The sequence below is a fragment of the Mycoplasma amphoriforme A39 genome, from assembly GCA_000723365.1.
GTDB classification, from domain to species: domain Bacteria; phylum Bacillota_I; class Bacilli_A; order Mycoplasmatales; family Mycoplasmoidaceae; genus Mycoplasmoides; species Mycoplasmoides amphoriforme.
Window position 1 is genome coordinate 243,968 of record HG937516.1, and the last position, 17,341, is coordinate 261,308.

At 31.3% G+C, this 17,341-nt stretch carries 17 protein-coding genes; 7 read left to right on the plus strand and 10 right to left on the minus strand.

Annotation, left to right across the window (positions count from 1 at the left end):
• Window positions 1-6: 6 nt before the first annotated feature.
• The 9 genes from ABDB96_RS00940 to infC form a co-directional block, all read right to left on the minus strand.
• Entirely contained in the window at window positions 7-483 is a 477-nt protein-coding gene (locus ABDB96_RS00940) for an MSC_0621 family F1-like ATPase epsilon subunit (RefSeq protein WP_343251647.1), read from the minus strand.
• On the minus strand, window positions 483-1,370 hold the full coding sequence (locus ABDB96_RS00945; protein ID WP_343251648.1) for an MSC_0622 family F1-like ATPase gamma subunit: 888 nt from the start codon (window positions 1,368-1,370) through the stop codon (window positions 483-485). The genes ABDB96_RS00940 and ABDB96_RS00945 overlap by 1 nt, the downstream gene beginning before the upstream one ends.
• Window positions 1,371-1,387: 17 nt before the next feature.
• Window positions 1,388-1,903, minus strand: a complete 516-nt coding sequence (locus ABDB96_RS00950; protein ID WP_343251649.1) for an MSC_0623 family F1-like ATPase-associated protein — start codon at window positions 1,901-1,903, stop codon at window positions 1,388-1,390.
• A gap of 10 nt (window positions 1,904-1,913) precedes the next feature.
• Window positions 1,914-3,308 (minus strand): MSC_0624 family F1-like ATPase-associated membrane protein, encoded by a 1,395-nt coding sequence (locus ABDB96_RS00955; RefSeq protein WP_343251650.1) that lies wholly within the window; start codon window positions 3,306-3,308, stop codon window positions 1,914-1,916.
• A gap of 517 nt (window positions 3,309-3,825) precedes the next feature.
• The gene (locus ABDB96_RS00960; protein ID WP_343251651.1) at window positions 3,826-4,455 is read right to left on the minus strand and encodes an MG319/MPN454 family protein; all 630 of its coding nucleotides are present in this window, start codon (window positions 4,453-4,455) and stop codon (window positions 3,826-3,828) included.
• Window positions 4,456-4,648: 193 nt separating this feature from the next.
• The gene (locus ABDB96_RS00965) at window positions 4,649-5,134 is read right to left on the minus strand and encodes a dUTP diphosphatase (protein ID WP_343251652.1); all 486 of its coding nucleotides are present in this window, start codon (window positions 5,132-5,134) and stop codon (window positions 4,649-4,651) included.
• On the minus strand, window positions 5,106-5,489 hold the full coding sequence (gene rplT / locus ABDB96_RS00970) for a 50S ribosomal protein L20 (protein WP_343251653.1): 384 nt from the start codon (window positions 5,487-5,489) through the stop codon (window positions 5,106-5,108). The genes ABDB96_RS00965 and rplT overlap by 29 nt, the downstream gene beginning before the upstream one ends.
• A 12-nt stretch (window positions 5,490-5,501) precedes the next feature.
• A complete protein-coding gene (rpmI, locus tag ABDB96_RS00975) occupies window positions 5,502-5,696 on the minus strand; it encodes a 50S ribosomal protein L35 (RefSeq protein WP_343251654.1) in 195 nt (64 codons plus the stop codon).
• Window positions 5,677-6,333: a translation initiation factor IF-3 gene (infC, locus tag ABDB96_RS00980; protein ID WP_343251655.1), complete on the minus strand. Its 657-nt coding sequence runs from the start codon at window positions 6,331-6,333 to the stop codon at window positions 5,677-5,679. Before infC ends, rpmI begins: the two co-directional genes overlap by 20 nt.
• Window positions 6,334-6,726: 393 nt before the next feature.
• Between infC and ABDB96_RS00985 the strand changes: the two genes are divergently transcribed.
• From ABDB96_RS00985 to pheT, 4 genes are all read left to right on the plus strand, one after another.
• The gene (locus ABDB96_RS00985) at window positions 6,727-9,687 is read left to right on the plus strand and encodes a coiled-coil domain-containing protein (RefSeq protein WP_343251656.1); all 2,961 of its coding nucleotides are present in this window, start codon (window positions 6,727-6,729) and stop codon (window positions 9,685-9,687) included.
• Between the two features lie 32 nt (window positions 9,688-9,719).
• Window positions 9,720-10,556 (plus strand): alpha/beta fold hydrolase, encoded by an 837-nt coding sequence (locus ABDB96_RS00990; protein ID WP_343251657.1) that lies wholly within the window; start codon window positions 9,720-9,722, stop codon window positions 10,554-10,556.
• Window positions 10,557-10,873: 317 nt separating this feature from the next.
• Entirely contained in the window at window positions 10,874-11,899 is a 1,026-nt protein-coding gene (gene pheS / locus ABDB96_RS00995) for a phenylalanine--tRNA ligase subunit alpha (protein ID WP_343251658.1), read from the plus strand.
• Between the two features lie 5 nt (window positions 11,900-11,904).
• The gene (pheT, locus tag ABDB96_RS01000; RefSeq protein WP_343251659.1) at window positions 11,905-14,511 is read left to right on the plus strand and encodes a phenylalanine--tRNA ligase subunit beta; all 2,607 of its coding nucleotides are present in this window, start codon (window positions 11,905-11,907) and stop codon (window positions 14,509-14,511) included.
• Window positions 14,512-14,514: 3 nt separating this feature from the next.
• Here pheT and rnhC read toward each other — a convergent pair whose 3' ends face one another.
• Window positions 14,515-15,474: a ribonuclease HIII gene (gene rnhC / locus ABDB96_RS01005; protein WP_343251660.1), complete on the minus strand. Its 960-nt coding sequence runs from the start codon at window positions 15,472-15,474 to the stop codon at window positions 14,515-14,517.
• Window positions 15,475-15,561: 87 nt separating this feature from the next.
• Between rnhC and ABDB96_RS01010 the strand changes: the two genes are divergently transcribed.
• From ABDB96_RS01010 to ABDB96_RS01020, 3 genes are all read left to right on the plus strand, one after another.
• The gene (locus ABDB96_RS01010) at window positions 15,562-15,963 is read left to right on the plus strand and encodes a DivIVA domain-containing protein (RefSeq protein WP_343251661.1); all 402 of its coding nucleotides are present in this window, start codon (window positions 15,562-15,564) and stop codon (window positions 15,961-15,963) included.
• Between the two features lie 222 nt (window positions 15,964-16,185).
• Window positions 16,186-16,521, plus strand: coding sequence for a holo-ACP synthase (locus ABDB96_RS01015; RefSeq protein WP_343251662.1), 336 nt, complete (start codon window positions 16,186-16,188; stop codon window positions 16,519-16,521).
• Between the two features lies 1 nt (window position 16,522).
• Window positions 16,523-17,332: a lysophospholipid acyltransferase family protein gene (locus tag ABDB96_RS01020; RefSeq protein WP_343251663.1), complete on the plus strand. Its 810-nt coding sequence runs from the start codon at window positions 16,523-16,525 to the stop codon at window positions 17,330-17,332.
• Window positions 17,333-17,341 lie beyond the last annotated feature (9 nt).

A 17,341-nucleotide genomic window follows, 5' to 3' on the forward strand; every position in this document is an offset into this window, starting at 1 on the left:
TCCCTTTTATCGAGTTATTTTAGCAACAAGGCTAAACAGGTCAATAAATTGATACCGTTTTAATTCTTCCATTACTAATTCCAATTCAATTTGGTCATTAATTGAAAGACCCCAGTCTTGTAATTGGGTTAAATGTTGGATGCGATTGTTAAGTTCTTGGATTTTTAACCGGGGATTTTTAGCGGCAATATTAATTTTATCTTGGTAGTAAACAACTAACGGTTCGCTTAAATAAATCACGACCATTTGTTCTTTTTTTTGAATCATACTTTTTGCTAAAATTAAATATTGATCTTTTTTACGATCACTAATAAATTTTAAGAAAATGTTATTATTTTTAATTAAAACATTGCCTTCAACTTTATCCCAAAGTTGTTCTAATTCATTGTAAATTAACATTTGGTTTACATTCCAGATGTTAATGTTACCGTCAGATTTAATTAATTTAATTTGTAAAGAATTAAAACTATTTTTACTAGTCATTAATATTGCTCTCCAATCCGCTTATTACCATCTGTAATCATCACAATTTCTTCAATTTCTTTTTCGCGTAAGGTTTTGATTAAATTAAGTTTACTTTTATAAATCAATTCGTCTAACTGTTTAAGTTGGCGATTTTCTTCAATTAATTTATTTTTGTAATTAATAAACGATGCTTCGGTAATCATTGTATCAACAATGTTTTCAAAATAATTGGTAATCATCGCTTCAAGAAATTCGTTAATGTTTGGATAAATTTTAAATGTGTCTAGACTTAACTCGTTAATTTCTTTCGAAATTTTTTCCGAATCAAAACGAAAGTCAAAGTTTTTAATAGGAAAGACATTGACCACATAATCATCGACTTTATTGGTATTTAAAACAAATTTAACATTAGTGTACCCATCGTTTAAAACGTGGTATTTTAAAATTCGGGAAAGTTTGGCCGAAGTGTGCGGATTGCTAAAGTCATCAAAACTTTCTAACAAATGAAATTGATGGTCGTTAATAAATTGTTTGGCTTCTTTTCCCAAACAAATGTAAGCATCTTGCTTTTTGTGCAGTTTTAAAATAGTTTCATTAGTTCGATCGTAAAAAGTTTTTGTATATTTTTGAATATTTGTTAAATAGATTCATAACGTTTTTTCAAGAAACTTTTTACGATTTAATTGGACCCGGTCGCTTTCATTTTTTCACAATAACGATTCAATGTTATTACGTTCAACAATTAATTGAATTAAGTTCTTACTAAGAAGCACATTCCTCACAAAAAAATGCATTTTCTTAATTAACTGGTTAATTTGAATCATGGAAATATTTCGTTTTAACGAAACAATTTTTTTGATTCCCGTAAAATTTTTAAGTTGTAATTTAATTTTTTTAATATCCATCAATTAAACCTAATTTTTTACTTCAAAATCGCTTGTTTATTAAAGATAATTTTTAACGATTTGGTTCCTTTTACTTGAAAAACAATAATATTAGGTAGCACTTCAATATAACGATTTTCATCTAAACAATACGCATCTACTAAGGTATTAAAAATCTTGTAAAAATCATTGAGTACTTTTGATTCAGTTACTGCAACTAAATTTAAAGATTCAACATTAGATGATTCTGATTTATCAATAGTGGGAATGGTTTTGGTTAAACTAATGCGAATGTTACGAACTCATGAAATCACAAATGAATTAAAAACAATGTCAATTTGCTTGTTTAAAGCTCGACCAATCATCTGTTTAAATAATGAAACCACTTTACTTTCAGGCCCATTATTGGTCATTAACATTGTTGAACCAAGTAGTTGGTTAAATGAAATAAAATCAGGAGACTGAATTACTTCATCATACTTCACATAAATATCAGTTTCTTGCTCGAAAATATTTGCACCTTGAGTAGTTTTTTTTGATTTTAAACGCGACATAAACTATACCCTACTTTTCTTGGACTTTATATGGTTTGAATTTGGCAACCGCTGTTTTTTTGAGGTTTGAACGTGAAAAACGGTGCCTTTTGTAAAAAATAATGGCACCAAAAATAACTTGAGTCACAAAAACAGCAAATAAATAAACAATTAACTTGGTTACAAAAGAAATATTTGATAGATCTAAATCTAAAAAATTATTGTTATTTATTAAAATGATTCGAAAACCTATCATCACAGTTAAAACAATTAAATTAACTACAAACAAAACAATCGACATGATTTGGTAATTTAGTAAATTTTTACGCATTCTAGCAACCAAGTCAATTAAGAGTAACCCGCTAGTTCACAACGAACTCCAAATCACTTTATAAGTATCATAATCATTCTGGTTAACACTGACTGAAATCATCGTTATTAACCACGAAAACAGAATAAATAGGCTTACTAAAAAGAAAGAGTTAATCACGCCTAAAAACGGACTAACTCTTAAGCTTTTTAAAATATAATATACGATAACTAATAATGCATTAATGGCTACAACAACATAAAAATTAACTGGCAGTTGTTGAGCATTCGGGTTGAGAATTGAATTAAGGTTTGGAAAAATACCAAAAGCGACCGTACTATACCAGATTAAAACACTTGCAAAAATAACCAGGGCAAATTGGGTAAAATTTGCAAAATGATTGCGAATCACTTTTGATTCTTTAGCATAAAACAAAAACGATAAATTATTTAATGCAAAAAGGGTAAAGCCGGCAAGTGATAAAAAGAAAATGATCACAATTTCGGCCGGTCGGTTCACATTTTCTAAAAGGCGATCAATGGTATCGATAATGGCGTTATTTTCAAAGACTTTGGCCGCTTGGTTCCCGCTAAAAGCCAAAAATCCAAAAATAACATAAAAGATTAGTAATGTGAAAATCTTGCTGTAATAGTTAACATTAATTAGTTTAATTTTTACATTATTGTATGAACTTAATTTCAAAAATCTTTTTTCAACAAATAGAAAATGACTTAAACTAACAGCATAAATGTAAATCCAAATCAAACTAAAGAAAAACAGGTTCCCAAAGGAACTAGCAGTGTCTTGAAAGCTTCGTTCATATGTATAAAAGAAAAAACTAAAAATGGCGACAAATCCGGGAAGTAAGTTTGAAATGGATCACAAAATAATTTTAGTGTAATCTTTATAATATTTATTTAAATTTTTGTAAACATTAAAAAAGGCAACTAAAATGGTTAGATAAATAATGGTTGAACGGAAAATTGCAAAAGAATTTTGAAGTTTTAGTTCAGGAGTATTCAAATGTAAAATGTTGGTAATGCCAATTTTTTCGCTCGCAAAAAATAACGAATCTAGCCGAAATAAAGTTAATAGACTAACAATAAACAAAGACAAGAGCACAACAATCTTAAAAAAGACAATAGTAATGCTTGATTTAGTACTAATTAAATTAGTAAAAAAGTTTTTCGATTTTTGGTAATTTAACAACCAATAGTTATTGAGATTTTGGTAAGAAAATTTTGACATGGAATGTAGAAATGTAGAAACGATCAATCGCAAAATAAAATGAAATTAATTACGAAATTAGTAATGATTTTAAAGAACAACTTTCATATAAACTTACTGACTGTTCTTTTAAATTAAACAGCAAAAAAATTAATCAAATCGATATGAACAATTACTAGAAATTTAAGAGAATAAAACTCAAAAACACATTAAGTGAACGTCAATGATCAGTTTTAAAAACAAAGACTACAAGAGATTGCCATGAACCATTTTTGAAAATGGTTAAAGCATTCAAAAAAAATCGGGACAACTAAATTATACTATACAAATGACTCTAGGCTTGTCATAATCAATTATAAAATGTCAATTTAAATTAATGCGGCATTAAAGTAGTTAATTTTGATAATTAAAAATTCTTGTCACGAAATTGTTGGGTTTCCCGATATCCGTACGGTTCAGGGATATTGCTGCCATGTCTTCGCATTGCTTTATTAGGAACAGTTCCAAAATCATCATAATATTGGGGACGAATTTGGCGCGTACGGGTAATAAATTTTTCTCCATTACCGCCATGAAAGTTACGATTTTGATAATTACCAGAACGATCATCATACTTATCATATCGACCAACTTTTTCATGTTTATGCTTTCGACCATATGCTAGGTATGACACCAATTTAATTATTAGAAGAATGCTGACAGAAAAAGTTATGCCCATCGCAAAAGGCAATAAATATAAAAGAATTACGGGAGTTATTCAATTAGGACCGGGAATGATAGTTGAACTTAAAAAATTTCTAAAAGCAGTAATCCTACCCAAAACGCTACCACGATCAATAAATTGGGGATATAAAGATAAATCAGCACCTTGACCCCCACGGGCATATTGTGAAGCATGTTGACTAAAAAATCTTCTTCACATTTCAGCAGGATTAAAAAGATTATGGAACCAGAAGGTAGTTAAAAAGACTCAAACAAGAAAAATAAAGAGCACTAACGTTCCGAGAAAAATAAACAAATGCTTAAATGATTTCATGTGTTTACTCCTTTTGAATACTTATGAATATTGCTTGGAAAATATCGGTTTAACTTCCCAAAACAAGACTAATAAAAGTATACTAGAAAATAATTGATTTGAAAAAAATGGTCAAAACTAGGTTCTAGATTTAGCGAATTTTTAGGTATATTATTAGGGACTTTTTTAGAATTTACTTATATTGTTATATAAGTTAGTAGTCCGATGTGGCACGCATCATGTTAACTTCATTTTTTTTCACATAAGCAGCTTCAATTTCGCCAATTTGGTAGTTTAAATGTTCTGCAATTAAAAATAAATCTTGTAGAAATTTTAACGTGCTGTCAGCATCATTAATTAACAAGGAAGCATTCATCAGTTTTTTAAAACTACTAATAAGATCAAATGCTTCCAATTCATACTTGGTTTTAAAAACACAATCAACATTAAACTGAACGGCAAAACTTAAAGCAAAATGCAAAACATCGGCAAACTCATCGAAAATGGTTTCCATTGAACTTTGTTTTTTAAGTGATCAAAATTTGAAAAAACGTAGTTCATTGGCTCATTCAGCAAGTTCCACAACTAATGCCATCTGGCGTTTGGCAGTTGTACTTTCATATGACGCATTTGCTTTTTTAAAAACATGTGCATCTAGATTTTTTTGTAATTTAACAAGATGGTTCAGGTTTCACTTCATTTTTCTGATCTTGATTAATGATCGTATGCACAAAGGTTTTAAAAGCATCAGGCTGCTGGATTGCTAATTCCGATAACATTTTCCGGTTAACTGCAATCTTATTTTGATGTAACTTATTAATGAATACCGAATAAGTGATACCCAATTCACGTAAAACTCCGTTTAAACGCGTAATTCATAAGGCACGAAACTCACGTTTTTTGTTTTTACGATCACGGTAAGCATATTTTGCTGACTTAATAACAGTTTGTTTGGCAACTTTATACGAAGTGTGTCGAGTTCCAAACGAACCTTCACTTTGTTTTAATCATTTTTTACGTCGTTGTCTAGTAACAGGTCCACCTTTAACACGCATAACGGTTCTCCTTTAATCTTGCAGCAATGCCTTAATCGTTTTTAATTGGGTTTCGTGGACAACACCTACTTTACGTAATTGTCGTTTTTGCTTAGTTGTCTTGTTAGGTGCTAAATGCGACGTATAAGCGTGCTTACGTTTTATTTTTCCGGTTTTTGTCACTTTAAAGCGCTTGGCAGCGGCACTTTTAGTTTTCATTTTTGGCATCGGAACTTCCTCCTTCTGTATGATTGTTAGATTCATCAATCCTGGTTGTAGCTTTAACTGACTTGCGATTTTTGTTAGGTACAATCATGGCTTCGTACATATTTGAAGCAATGCGGCTAAACTCTTTACCAATTTCGCCACTATCACCAATCATTCCCATGAAACTTTGGAAAAGTTTATTAATGATTTCATCACGGGTAATCATTCGGTTAAAAGCCTTTACTGTAAACTTAATGTGAAAACCTTCATCTAGCCAGCGTTTGGCATTTTCGGCCCGTCAACTTAAATCATGACTACCAATTGTGGGTTTCACATTAACTTCTTTAACCCGAATCACAGTCTGTTTTTTCTTTGACTGCCGTTTTTTACGTTTTTGATCGTAAAGGTACCTGCCATAATCCATCAATTTAGCGATTGGTGGTTTGGCATTTGGTGAAATGATCACCACATCTAAACCTCTTTGTTCGCCAATTCTTAAGGCTTCCGCCCGCACTAATTCACCTAGGTTTGTGGAATTTTCATCAATCAAAACAAAGGACGGGTAACGAATGGCATTGTTCATTAGTGGCAATTGGTTACGTTGGTTTCGGTTGCCATCGCGATTATTATTGCGTTTATTATTATTGTTGTTGTTCATGATTCCTTGGTGATAGTAATTTCATTGTTAATAAACAAAGCCAAATAAACCTATTAGTAAAAACTATAATATTGATTTATTTGCGTTAAATAAGTATTTATTTAGCCTTTTTGTATAACTTAATCCTTAAGGCGAGTTAAAACTACTTGATAATTACGAGCAAACATTAACGTTTGATCATCTAACATTATACTTTAAAATTATCTGCCAACAAAATTATTCGACGATTATTACGAAATTTAAATGCAAAATTGATAGTTGTTTGTAGCAATTAATAAACTACTTACTTGATTTTCTTTAACTTATATAAAAAGATAATTTCATTTAAAGTATAATTTAAGCATCTGATAATTAAATATTCTAAAAAATATGTTAATTTAGTGGTGAGTAATTATGAAAAATACAAATTATCGCGATGGAAAATCACGGGTTTCAGATTTGGATGAACTTGAACCAAATGATTTTTATAGTCAAAAAAGAGAAGCCAAAGTTAACCGCTTTTCTTTAATTGGCGAAGACCTTAGCGACATCCCAACAGCATTAATTAACAATAAAGGCGAGCCATCAGGATTATTATTAACTCACGATCAAGTAATTACTGAAAGAATCTTTCGTTCGGTGATTGATCACGAAAAAGAACGCAAAGCAAACGCCAACATAGCTAATGATGCGATTACTAACGAAATTTTACAAATCGATCTTCCCGATGATGATACTTATATTGAAGATGTCATGAAAGATTACGATAGTCGAAACGCACATGTTATTCCCGATGAAAAATTAATCTCAACAAACCTAACTAAGAAAATTCCTTCTCTACAATTGGATGAAACAAGTCATCCTGATCCCCTTTTCGATACTAATAACGCTGCAGTGCCAACCAAACCAATTCATCAAACAACAAGATCGCAATTAAGTGATTTCATTCCAACCAACCAAGTTGATCAAAATCACGATTTATTGCTTGATCAAAACGTTGATGAAAAACTCAAATCAATTGCAGCCGCAGTGGAAGATGTGGCTTTAAATCAAGAAGAGTTGCACATGTCAGTTCAAATCGCTCTAGAAGATTTAAAAAAACACGAAGATGATGACAAAAAGGCTGAATCAGCCATTTTACAGAGTCTTGGTGCTGATTTAAGTTTTAGCGAACCAACGGATGCAATTAAAATTGAACTAGATGCTAAAGAAGAAGAAGAGGATCATCACACATCCAATCAATTTTACAAATTACCTTCTAGTTTCCTATCGATTCCAGCAGATAGTAATTTAAATTTAAATACGAACTTTGAACCCGATGAAATTATTGATCCAATCACCTCGCCAACTAACCAAACTAGACACCCAACATTAAAAAACGATTTTAGTGATTTCAAAACAGATAATTTAGAAAAAGATGATGAATTTTATATACCAACTAAAAAAGAACAAGAAATAAACAATAACACTACTTATCAAGTGCTAGAAGAAGATGAATCAATTCAAGTACCAACTCAAAAATCACAACAACTTAACAGTGTCAAAATAGATCACACTATTCTCGACCCAAGCATGGTGTCATGACAAACAACACCACCAGCCGATAAGGTTAATATTAATCAAGAAATGATGGACAAAATTCGGGAACTCGCCAATCAAGAAGTTCAAAAGCAAATGGAAATTGAACATGCTAAAATTGAACTAGAAAGAATGCAAATGAACGAAGAGTTGTTACGAACTGATCAAGAACAAAAAGATGCCAAATTAGAACAACTAGCGTTTATTGAAAACGCCCGTAAAGAATTAGAAAAAGAACGGCAACTATTTGAAGAACAAAAACAAAAAATTGCCGATGAATTAATGAGTGTTTCTAAAAGTCAACACGATCAATTAATTGATGAAAAACGACGAATTATTGCCGAAGCCCAGCAACAAAAGGACGAATTAATTAAAGCAGCACAAGAAGAAATTGAAAACGAAAAACAACGCTTAAAAGAAGAAAACCAAAGATTGCAAGCTTCCTTAGTTGAAACAATTAAAGAAAACCAAAAATATCTCGATTTACAGCGTCAAGATCTTTTAGATGCAGCTGAAAAAGAAAAAGAAAGACTCATTGCCCTTGCTAAACAAGATGCTTTAGTTGAAAAAGACAATGTTTTAACCGAAGTTAAAAGTTTGCTCAACGAATTGCGTGACTTTAAAGGTTCTAATCAAGAAAAATACGAACAACTAAAAACTGAATTATCTGAACAGGCTAAAAATGCGATTAAGGATGTGCTAGCTAGTGCTAATGAAGAAAAAAACGTAATTGCTGCTGAAGTAGAAAAATTTTCATCTGAACAGAAAGAAAAATTTGACCAATTGTTCAAAGAATTAAGTGATGTCAAAAAACAAAATTTAGTACGTCTACCAGAAACTTTAGAAACCACTATTGTTTCTGTTGAACCCAAAAATTACGATGCCGAATTGGAATTAAAACCTTCCGATTTAGATCGTTCTTATACAGAAGGACCAATTGATTCGATTGAAATTGATGATCTAGTCAAAGAACCGCCCGGCAAAATTTATCATTTAAAAACTGCTGATGTACGAATTAACAATAACACAGCAATCGTTCCGGCAAAGGCAACGAGTCTAACAGAAGAATTTAATAGCGATGTTAGCACCATGCGCAGTGCTTTAAAAAAAACCAGTCATAGCAATGACTTTGTTGTTGCTAATGATGCGTTAGTTAAACAAAAAATGAAAGATGAATTAAAGAAAGAAATTCTTCGCGAATTAAGTCTAGTTTTGCCGGCAATTCCAACAAACCCTAATCCAAACGCTTTGTATTATCCAACATCAGATTTAGAAGAATTAGAAACTTCATACCACGGAACTTACCAAGATCAGAGCACAAATTTAAAGCAACCTAACCAGTCAATTTCTCGGTTTACTGATGCCAATGCTTTGCAAGTTATGAACAATGGTGTTCGCTTACAAAATGAACAATCGATTCCCGAATTAATTAAAAACCCCGTACATCATTTAAATTCTGAAGATCGACCCGAAAAACTTTATGATTTAGAATTATTTGAAGAATTAGGTATGGACTCTTATTTAGAAGGTGGCGATTTAGTCATTGAATCAATCACCAAGGATTTAGACAAAACTTTTGACGAACCAAAAATTAATAGCGATTTAGCACAAACAGCACCAATCCAAAAAAACAATAATCCAAATTCACAAACAAACGAAATTGCAACAAATTCTTCTAATAAAACCAAACAAAAATTACGGAATGCTAAATTAATTTTGAAAGAAGGAATCGATAAAACCACAACTAAAGATTTTGTTAAAGTCTACGCAAAACAATTGATTAAAGCGAAAAAATAATTTTTTCGCTTTCAATTAAAAACAAGAAATTTATGCATGATGAAACTAATGAACGTCCAACAAGTTTTCAAGAAGAATGATCTTTAGCGTCGATTGACACTTCTTATCTTCAACCCTACTACCAGAAGGGATGAAGACGGAAATATGTGGTTGTTTTTGTTCACGGTTTTACTAGTAACTACCAATCGCACCAATCAATTTTTTACAAATTAAAACGCCATGGTTATAAGTATTATGCTTTTAATCTACCCGGTCATGGCGATAATCAAAACGAATCTGAAATTAACTTACAAGTTGACAATTATGCCAAGATCGTCTCGCAGTTCATCATTCAAAATAACTTAAAAAACGTGATTTTAATCGGACACTCCATGGGCGGAGCAATCGCGGTGATGGTTAATGCTTTGATTGGCGATCACATCAGTTGTTTGATTCTTGAAGACCCATTAAATAAAATGGTTTTTAGTTTTAAAAAAGAGCGGATTGTTAATGCATTAACAGCCCGTGATCCTCAAACTGGTAAACGCTTTGGTTTCTTGAAATGAGTTAAAAATATCTGAAAAAATAAAGCTGAATTTAAACCGTTATTAAAAAATATTATTTCAGCCAAAACTACCCAAGACACCGACTGGTCGTACCAGCAAATTAAAGATAAACCGTTGTTACTAATTTTTGGAAAAAACGATTTGTTAATTCCGCCTAAAGAATCAATTGAATATATTGTGAATCATGCGACAAACTTAGAAGTTCGCATCATTGAAAATGCCGGACATTCGCCCCATCACGATCAGCCTGAATTATACTTTGCGTACATTATCGACTTTATTAAACGTTTTAAAAAACAAAAACTATTAAGAGATAATTTTTAACTAATAAACTGCAATGATCATTTTGTTAAATGATCAAGTTCCAATTTTTATTGGTTTTTAATCAATAAGTTCTTTTACTTAGTTTTTTATTAGATGATAAAATTAAGTAGATATGTCTTGCAAATAGTTAACTAAACTAGTTTATTTAAAATGTTTGTAATTATAAGTAATTAATGCGTAACGATTCTAATAAAACCACTAGATCAATTCACATGCTAAAATGGGCGAATAACCCTGTTTTAGTTGTGATCTTTTTATCAAATAATAATCGAAAAATACTAGTTGCCTAGAATGAACAATCAAGGTCATAACAAATCATGAGTGATAAATACTTCAATCCCCAAAATTTATTAACCAAATTAGAAGATCGAATTAAAAATGTGAACCAAACAAAACTCTTATTTGAAGTTCGGAATATTTTTCATAAAGAATATGTGAAACCTTTGTTTGATACCTTAAAAAATTCCAATGATGTGACTTTTAAGAAAACATTTGGCTTACAATTAAAGGTTTTTCAAGAACATATTAACAATATTATTGATGCCAAAAAAGCACAAATCGAGTTAGTTCAAGAAGAAATTAAAAAGCCACCCTATGATTTAATGCTGCCATCAAATAATTTGCAAGGTGGCAATAAACACGTTTTAATTTTAATGATTGAACAAATTGTTAGTTTTTTTAAACAGTTCAACTTTAAAATTGTGAACCTTCCTGAATTAACTTCAATCAAATATTGTTTTGATGATTTAAATGTACCGATTGATCACGTAAGCCGCAACGAAAAAGATACCTTTTATATTAATGATGAAAAGCTCTTAAGAAGTCAATGTACTGCTGCAACCATTCAAACCGTTGCGGCAATGAATAAATCAAAAGATATTCGGATTGTTAGTTTTGGCAATGTCTACCGTAACGATAAAACCGACGCGATTCATTCCCACCAGTTTATCCAAGTTGACTTCATGTGAATTAAAGAAAAATTATCACTTGCTAACCATAAATGATTCATTCAAAATTTTTTAAATCATATTTTTGGCAGGGATTTAAAAAACCGTTTCCGCTTGTCGTTCTTTCCTTTTACTGAACCTTCACTTGAAGTTGATGTGGAATGTTGAAATTGCCAAAACGGTTGCTTTTTATGCAAATTTAGCAAATGGATTGAAATTTTAGGTTCTGGGATTTTGCATCCGAATGTCATTAAAGCCGCTGGCTTACCGAAAAACATGCAAGGATTAGCAGCCGGGATTGGTGTTGAACGTTTAACAATGTTAAAGTATGGCATTACTGACTTGCGTGATTTGTATAATAATGACTTCCGGTTTAACGAGCAATTTCAGGAATAACTACCATGATTTTATCGAAAAAAATTATTAGCAATTTTATTCCAACTATTAATTTGGTTCCCAACGAAAAAGTGATCGAAGCATTAATTGCAATAGGTTGCGAAGTCGAACAAGTCATAGAATCAGTAAAAACTGATTTTCTTAAAATTGGTAAAATTGTTGCCATCAAAAAGCACCCGCATGCTACCAAATTAACAATTTGTAAAGTTCAATTGGAAGAAACACAATTTACCGAAATCGTTTGTGGAGCAAAAAATGTTACAAGTGATTTGGCAATTAATAAATATGCAATTGTAGCCTTAGAAGGGGCCCAATTATCTAACGGACGAATTGTTGGTACCAAAAATATCCGGGGTGTTATTTCTGAAGGGATGCTTTGTGCTTATCAAGAGTTAAACACAAATAGCAAAAACTATGTTGCAATCGAAGATGCTGACAACATTATTTTATTAGAAGATGCTAAACCATTTGATACCGAAATTGATAAATATATTAATTCAGACGACACGATGTTTTTAATTAGTTTGCCAACAAATCGGCCTGATTGACAAGGGGCAAGATTTATTTCACAAGAGTTAGCAGCATATTTAAAACTCAAATATATTAAAAAAATTGATTATTCAGGCGAAGCCAAATTTAATACCTCACCCATTCAAGCAATTAATGATAGTGAAAAAAATTGCAGATACTTTGGCGGAATCTACCTACGCAATAAAAAAATTAAATCATCATCGTGAAATTTGAAAGGATTATTGATTAACAATCAAATTAAACCCGACAATGATATTAACGATTATATGGCATTAATTTCGTTACTTATTGGCAACTCCATTCAAGTCTATGATGCTGATAAAATTGTTGGTTCAATTAAAGTCCGAACGGCTGCTAGTGAAGAAAAAATGATCGGAGCAGACGGAAAAACTTACAATATTGAAATTGGTGATCTGATTGTTGTTGATAACGAAAAAACTTTAGGATTAGCAGGCATTATTGGTACAGAAACTTGTAAAGTTACCCAGCAAACAAACAATTTTTTTATTGAAATAGGTAACTTTAACCATAAACGAATTCAAAAAACAGTCGAACGGTTACAAATTAGCACCTTAGCAAGCCAAATCAACAGCAAAGAGGTACCATTGTACGCTACGCAACTTACATTTGATTATGTTTATGAATATCTAACTAAAGATAACGTAGCCCAACAAATTTCCAAACCAACAAAAAAATTAAACTTAAAGAAATACCATCACGAAATTGTTGTTGATTTTAAAAAAATTGTTGATCTATTGGGGTACAATAAAAATTTATCTGAATTGAAAATGCGAACCATCTGGACTGCATTAGGATTTAGCGTTACGGGTAATAAGGTTTTAGTTCCGACTTATCGTAATGACGTTGAAGTCTGGGAAGATTTAGCCGAAGAACTTGTGAAAGTTTTAAATATTAATACTTTTGCACCTGAACCTATTAAGGCTGATTACATCTTAAACCAGGACAACCATAATTATGAAATGTTACAAACATTATCAGCAAAATTACAAAATTTACAAATATCCAACATCCATACCTATAACTTAACTACCTTAAAAAAAGCCAAACAATTTACTTTCTTTGATTATGGCGAACCGATGCGGGTGCGTCGACCGTCATCATCTGATCACGAATATTTCCGCTTGAATGTCATCAATAACTTACTAGATGTATTGAAATACAACAAGGATCGCAAAAATGCCTTAAAACCCTTGTTTGAAATTAAAAACATTATGAATCTAGAGCATGCAAGCGTGCATATCGGCATCGTTTTGCCAACACCATTGTTTAAATCAACCTTAACTCACGAGCAAATTCCCAATAATTTGCTAACAATGAAGGGGTTAAGCGAAGTAATCGTGAATAATTTTGGGTTTAATTGTGATTATGAAAAAATTAAAGAATCACCGTTTTTAATTGAAAACGATGCCTTAAAATTAATTGTTTACCAAGAAATTATCGGTTACATTGGACGTATCAGGCCATCATTATTAAAAGAATACGATTTAGATCATGATGCAATTTATGCATTAGATATCAATTTAGATCCATTAATTAAGTCCTTAAACCGGACGGAAACAAATTATGAACCGGTGAGTAAGTTCCAAAACGTGGAAAGAGACATTACTTTTCAAGTTTTAAATAACAATGATTTTGACCACTTTGCCAAAACAATTAGCAAAATTAAAGAAGTTAAAAAATGGGAATTAATTTCCGTCTTTAATCCTAGTGATGCAATTGCATCCAACCAGGCAACGGTCGATAAATTAATTAGTAGTCCCAATGTTTTTTTTAACCAGTCGTTATTTGTAACAAAAAATAATCCGACAATTGATTTTTACAAAACTTCCAAATCATTATCGTCAGAAATCATCCATGAATCAACAAAAATAACGATCACTCCAGAAGCTGATATCGAATTTATCAAAGCCCAATTACTGGAAAAACTAGCACCAACAAAATATACTGTAAGATATTATATTGCCCAAAATCACGCCACCTTAACAACTGAGGAAATTAACGAAATTAACAAAAAGATTTTTACCGCTTGTTTAGAGCGTAATATTTTTATTGACGAATAATTGTTAGTTAACAGTTATTTTATCAGTAAAACTAAAGTGTAATTTCACACATTTTTTCAATTCATTGATGCCATAATCTTGGTAGATTTTTTTAGCAATTGTTAAAATTTTCGGATTACTTGCTCCTAAAAAAATGGGAATCTGGTATTTTTTACTCATTTTGTCAATTTCGTTTAACCAAACGTATCTAGCAATAATGGAAGCAGCTGCCACGCTAAGATATTTACTATCGGCCTTAGTTTCAAAAGTATTAATTCGAACCGGATTTGTAACATTAATTTTTGCCAAATAATTATAGTAGTGTTGTTTTGAAACATATTGATCCATGATAATTCGCGTATTAGTTAATTTAATATTGGAATTGGCATTTAAAAGTTTGGTAAGTGCTTGGTTGTGACCAAGCGTTTTTAAAATGTGTGAATTTTGATATTTGTCGTACAAATTATTATATTCTAAGGCAATATAGTTGCTAACAGCATAAGTAATTTGCAATTGATCAATAAGTTTGATGGCGATCGTTGATATTTGTTGATCATTTAGTTTTTTAGAATCTTGGACGCCAATCTTTTGCAAATCTTTCTTTTGGTTTTCATTAACATATGCTACACACATCACCATACCACCAAAATAGTCGCCAACCCCGACTTCATCGCACCCGATTTCGTTAACTTCCATGGAAAACAATGGTTCGTAATTCTTTTTTTTAAAAGGGGTGTTAGATTTTGCATTAACTTCTGGTATCCTTTTTGATTCATCATGCTTGGCAAGCACAAATTTAACAACTTTGTCAACATAATTTCCCTGAAATAAAATTGAACCAGTTCTATAAATGGAAATGGTAACATTTTCATACTTAAAACAAAAATAAAGATTTGGATTATTAGTACGGACTTGAAATACCGCAAATTCCTTCTTAATTTGAACAATCTCATCTTTTGATAATTTTTGTGTATAGGTTTTCATACAAAGATTCTTGATATCCGATAAATGTGTATTATATAATTTTCATAATTATAATATTGACAATAATGAAACTGCTAGGGGTAAACCATGGAAAACAACGATCACAACTATAAGGTTAGTAATGTTTCGGCTAGACTAGTGACCGAAAAACGATTTCAAAAAACCGATGCTGGTGGCTATGATCCTGATGATGTTGACAGTTTTTTGGATTTAGTAATTGAAACCTTAAGTTTCTACGAAACTAATTTTCAACGCTACCAATCAGCAAAAGCAACTTTTGAATCCATGATGACAAAGGTCAAAGCCCAAGCGGCAACCATCCAAAAATTACAAACTGAATTAAGCGAAATGTATAACAATGGTTACAGTAATCAGTTAATGATCCGGCGAATTCAAACTTTAGAATCAAAAAATAACAATCACGAAATTGAAAGCCGTCTTAGCAATATTGAAAATTTATTAAGTAAATTAGTGAAAAGTTCGACTTAATTTATGAAAGTTTTACCTAATCATGGATTGTTAATTTAAAAATTAACAAAAAAATTCATTTTAATCGTATTTGGCTATTATCTTAAATGTTTGGAAACTAAAACGTTATGTAAGGCGTCTATGAAAACATTAATGATGTCAAGTGATCAATCTAAACACATAGCAGAATCTGTCAAATTTAATGTAGGCTTTATGGCTTGACAATAGAAACGGAGTAAAATCATGATTTTAGGAATTGGAATTGATGTGGTTAGCATTAAACGGATCAGTGCTAAAAAAACCCTTGATTTTGCCAAGAAACTGCTAACTGCTGATGAATTTAAAAAATACCAAACGCTAAAATCATCAATCAACGAAGACATGTTCTTAGCGGTGCGTTGGGCATTAAAAGAAGCCATTTATAAGTCATTGAAAACTAAACAATTATTTTCTGATTTGGAAATTAAAAAGGTTAATGGCTTGTATGAATGCTATATTGATGATGAAATTGTTTTGCACTTATCAGTGTCTTATGAAAATGATACCGTTACAGCAATTTGTTTAGCCGAAAGGATTTAGAATGCAAATATTAATCGCAATTTTACGGATTGTTTTATTCCCGCTAGTTTGCATCGAAGTGGGGATTCGATTGATATTTGCCTTACTCAAAGCACGTAAATATAGTTTTAATCCCGAAAATTATCCGGCTGATTCTCGGTATAAAACGGTTTATATTCTCGTAAGCCGTTATTTGTTTTTAAAAGGAATTAGAATTCACGAAAAAGATTGGGAAAATGTTCCCAAAAAACCCGTTTTGTTTGTTTGTAACCATAAATCGAATTTAGATGCCTTGATTCTAATTCAAATCTTAAATAAACATAAAGAATACCCATTAATCACATTTGTGGCCAAAAAAGAATTGCTTTCGAAAAAAATCGGTAAAATTTTATCATTAATAGACTGCGTGTTTGTCGATCGTCAAAACTTACGCCAAATGGTTGAATCATTAGAACTTCAAGAAAAACAATTAAGAACCAATAATGTATCGTTAGGCATTTTTCCTGAAGGCACAAGAGTTCCTGGCGATACCTTAGGTGAATTTAAAGGCGGAGCAATTAAAATTGCATACCGGACGTTTTCACCAATTGTTCCCGTTGCAATTTATGGAACCGAAGGCAAACGTGACAAGGGCTTAGCATCGAACGGTAAGCCATTTAATAAGGTTCTTGGAAAAGATGTATATGTCAAGTTTTTAAAGCCACTACAACCAATCAACACGATGAATATTGATTCTAACCAAACGGCTAATAACATTCGTAAACAACTACAAGTCACTTACGACCAATTAAAAACCCTACACGAAAACCGCAAAAATAAAAAAAATAACTAAAAACTAAAC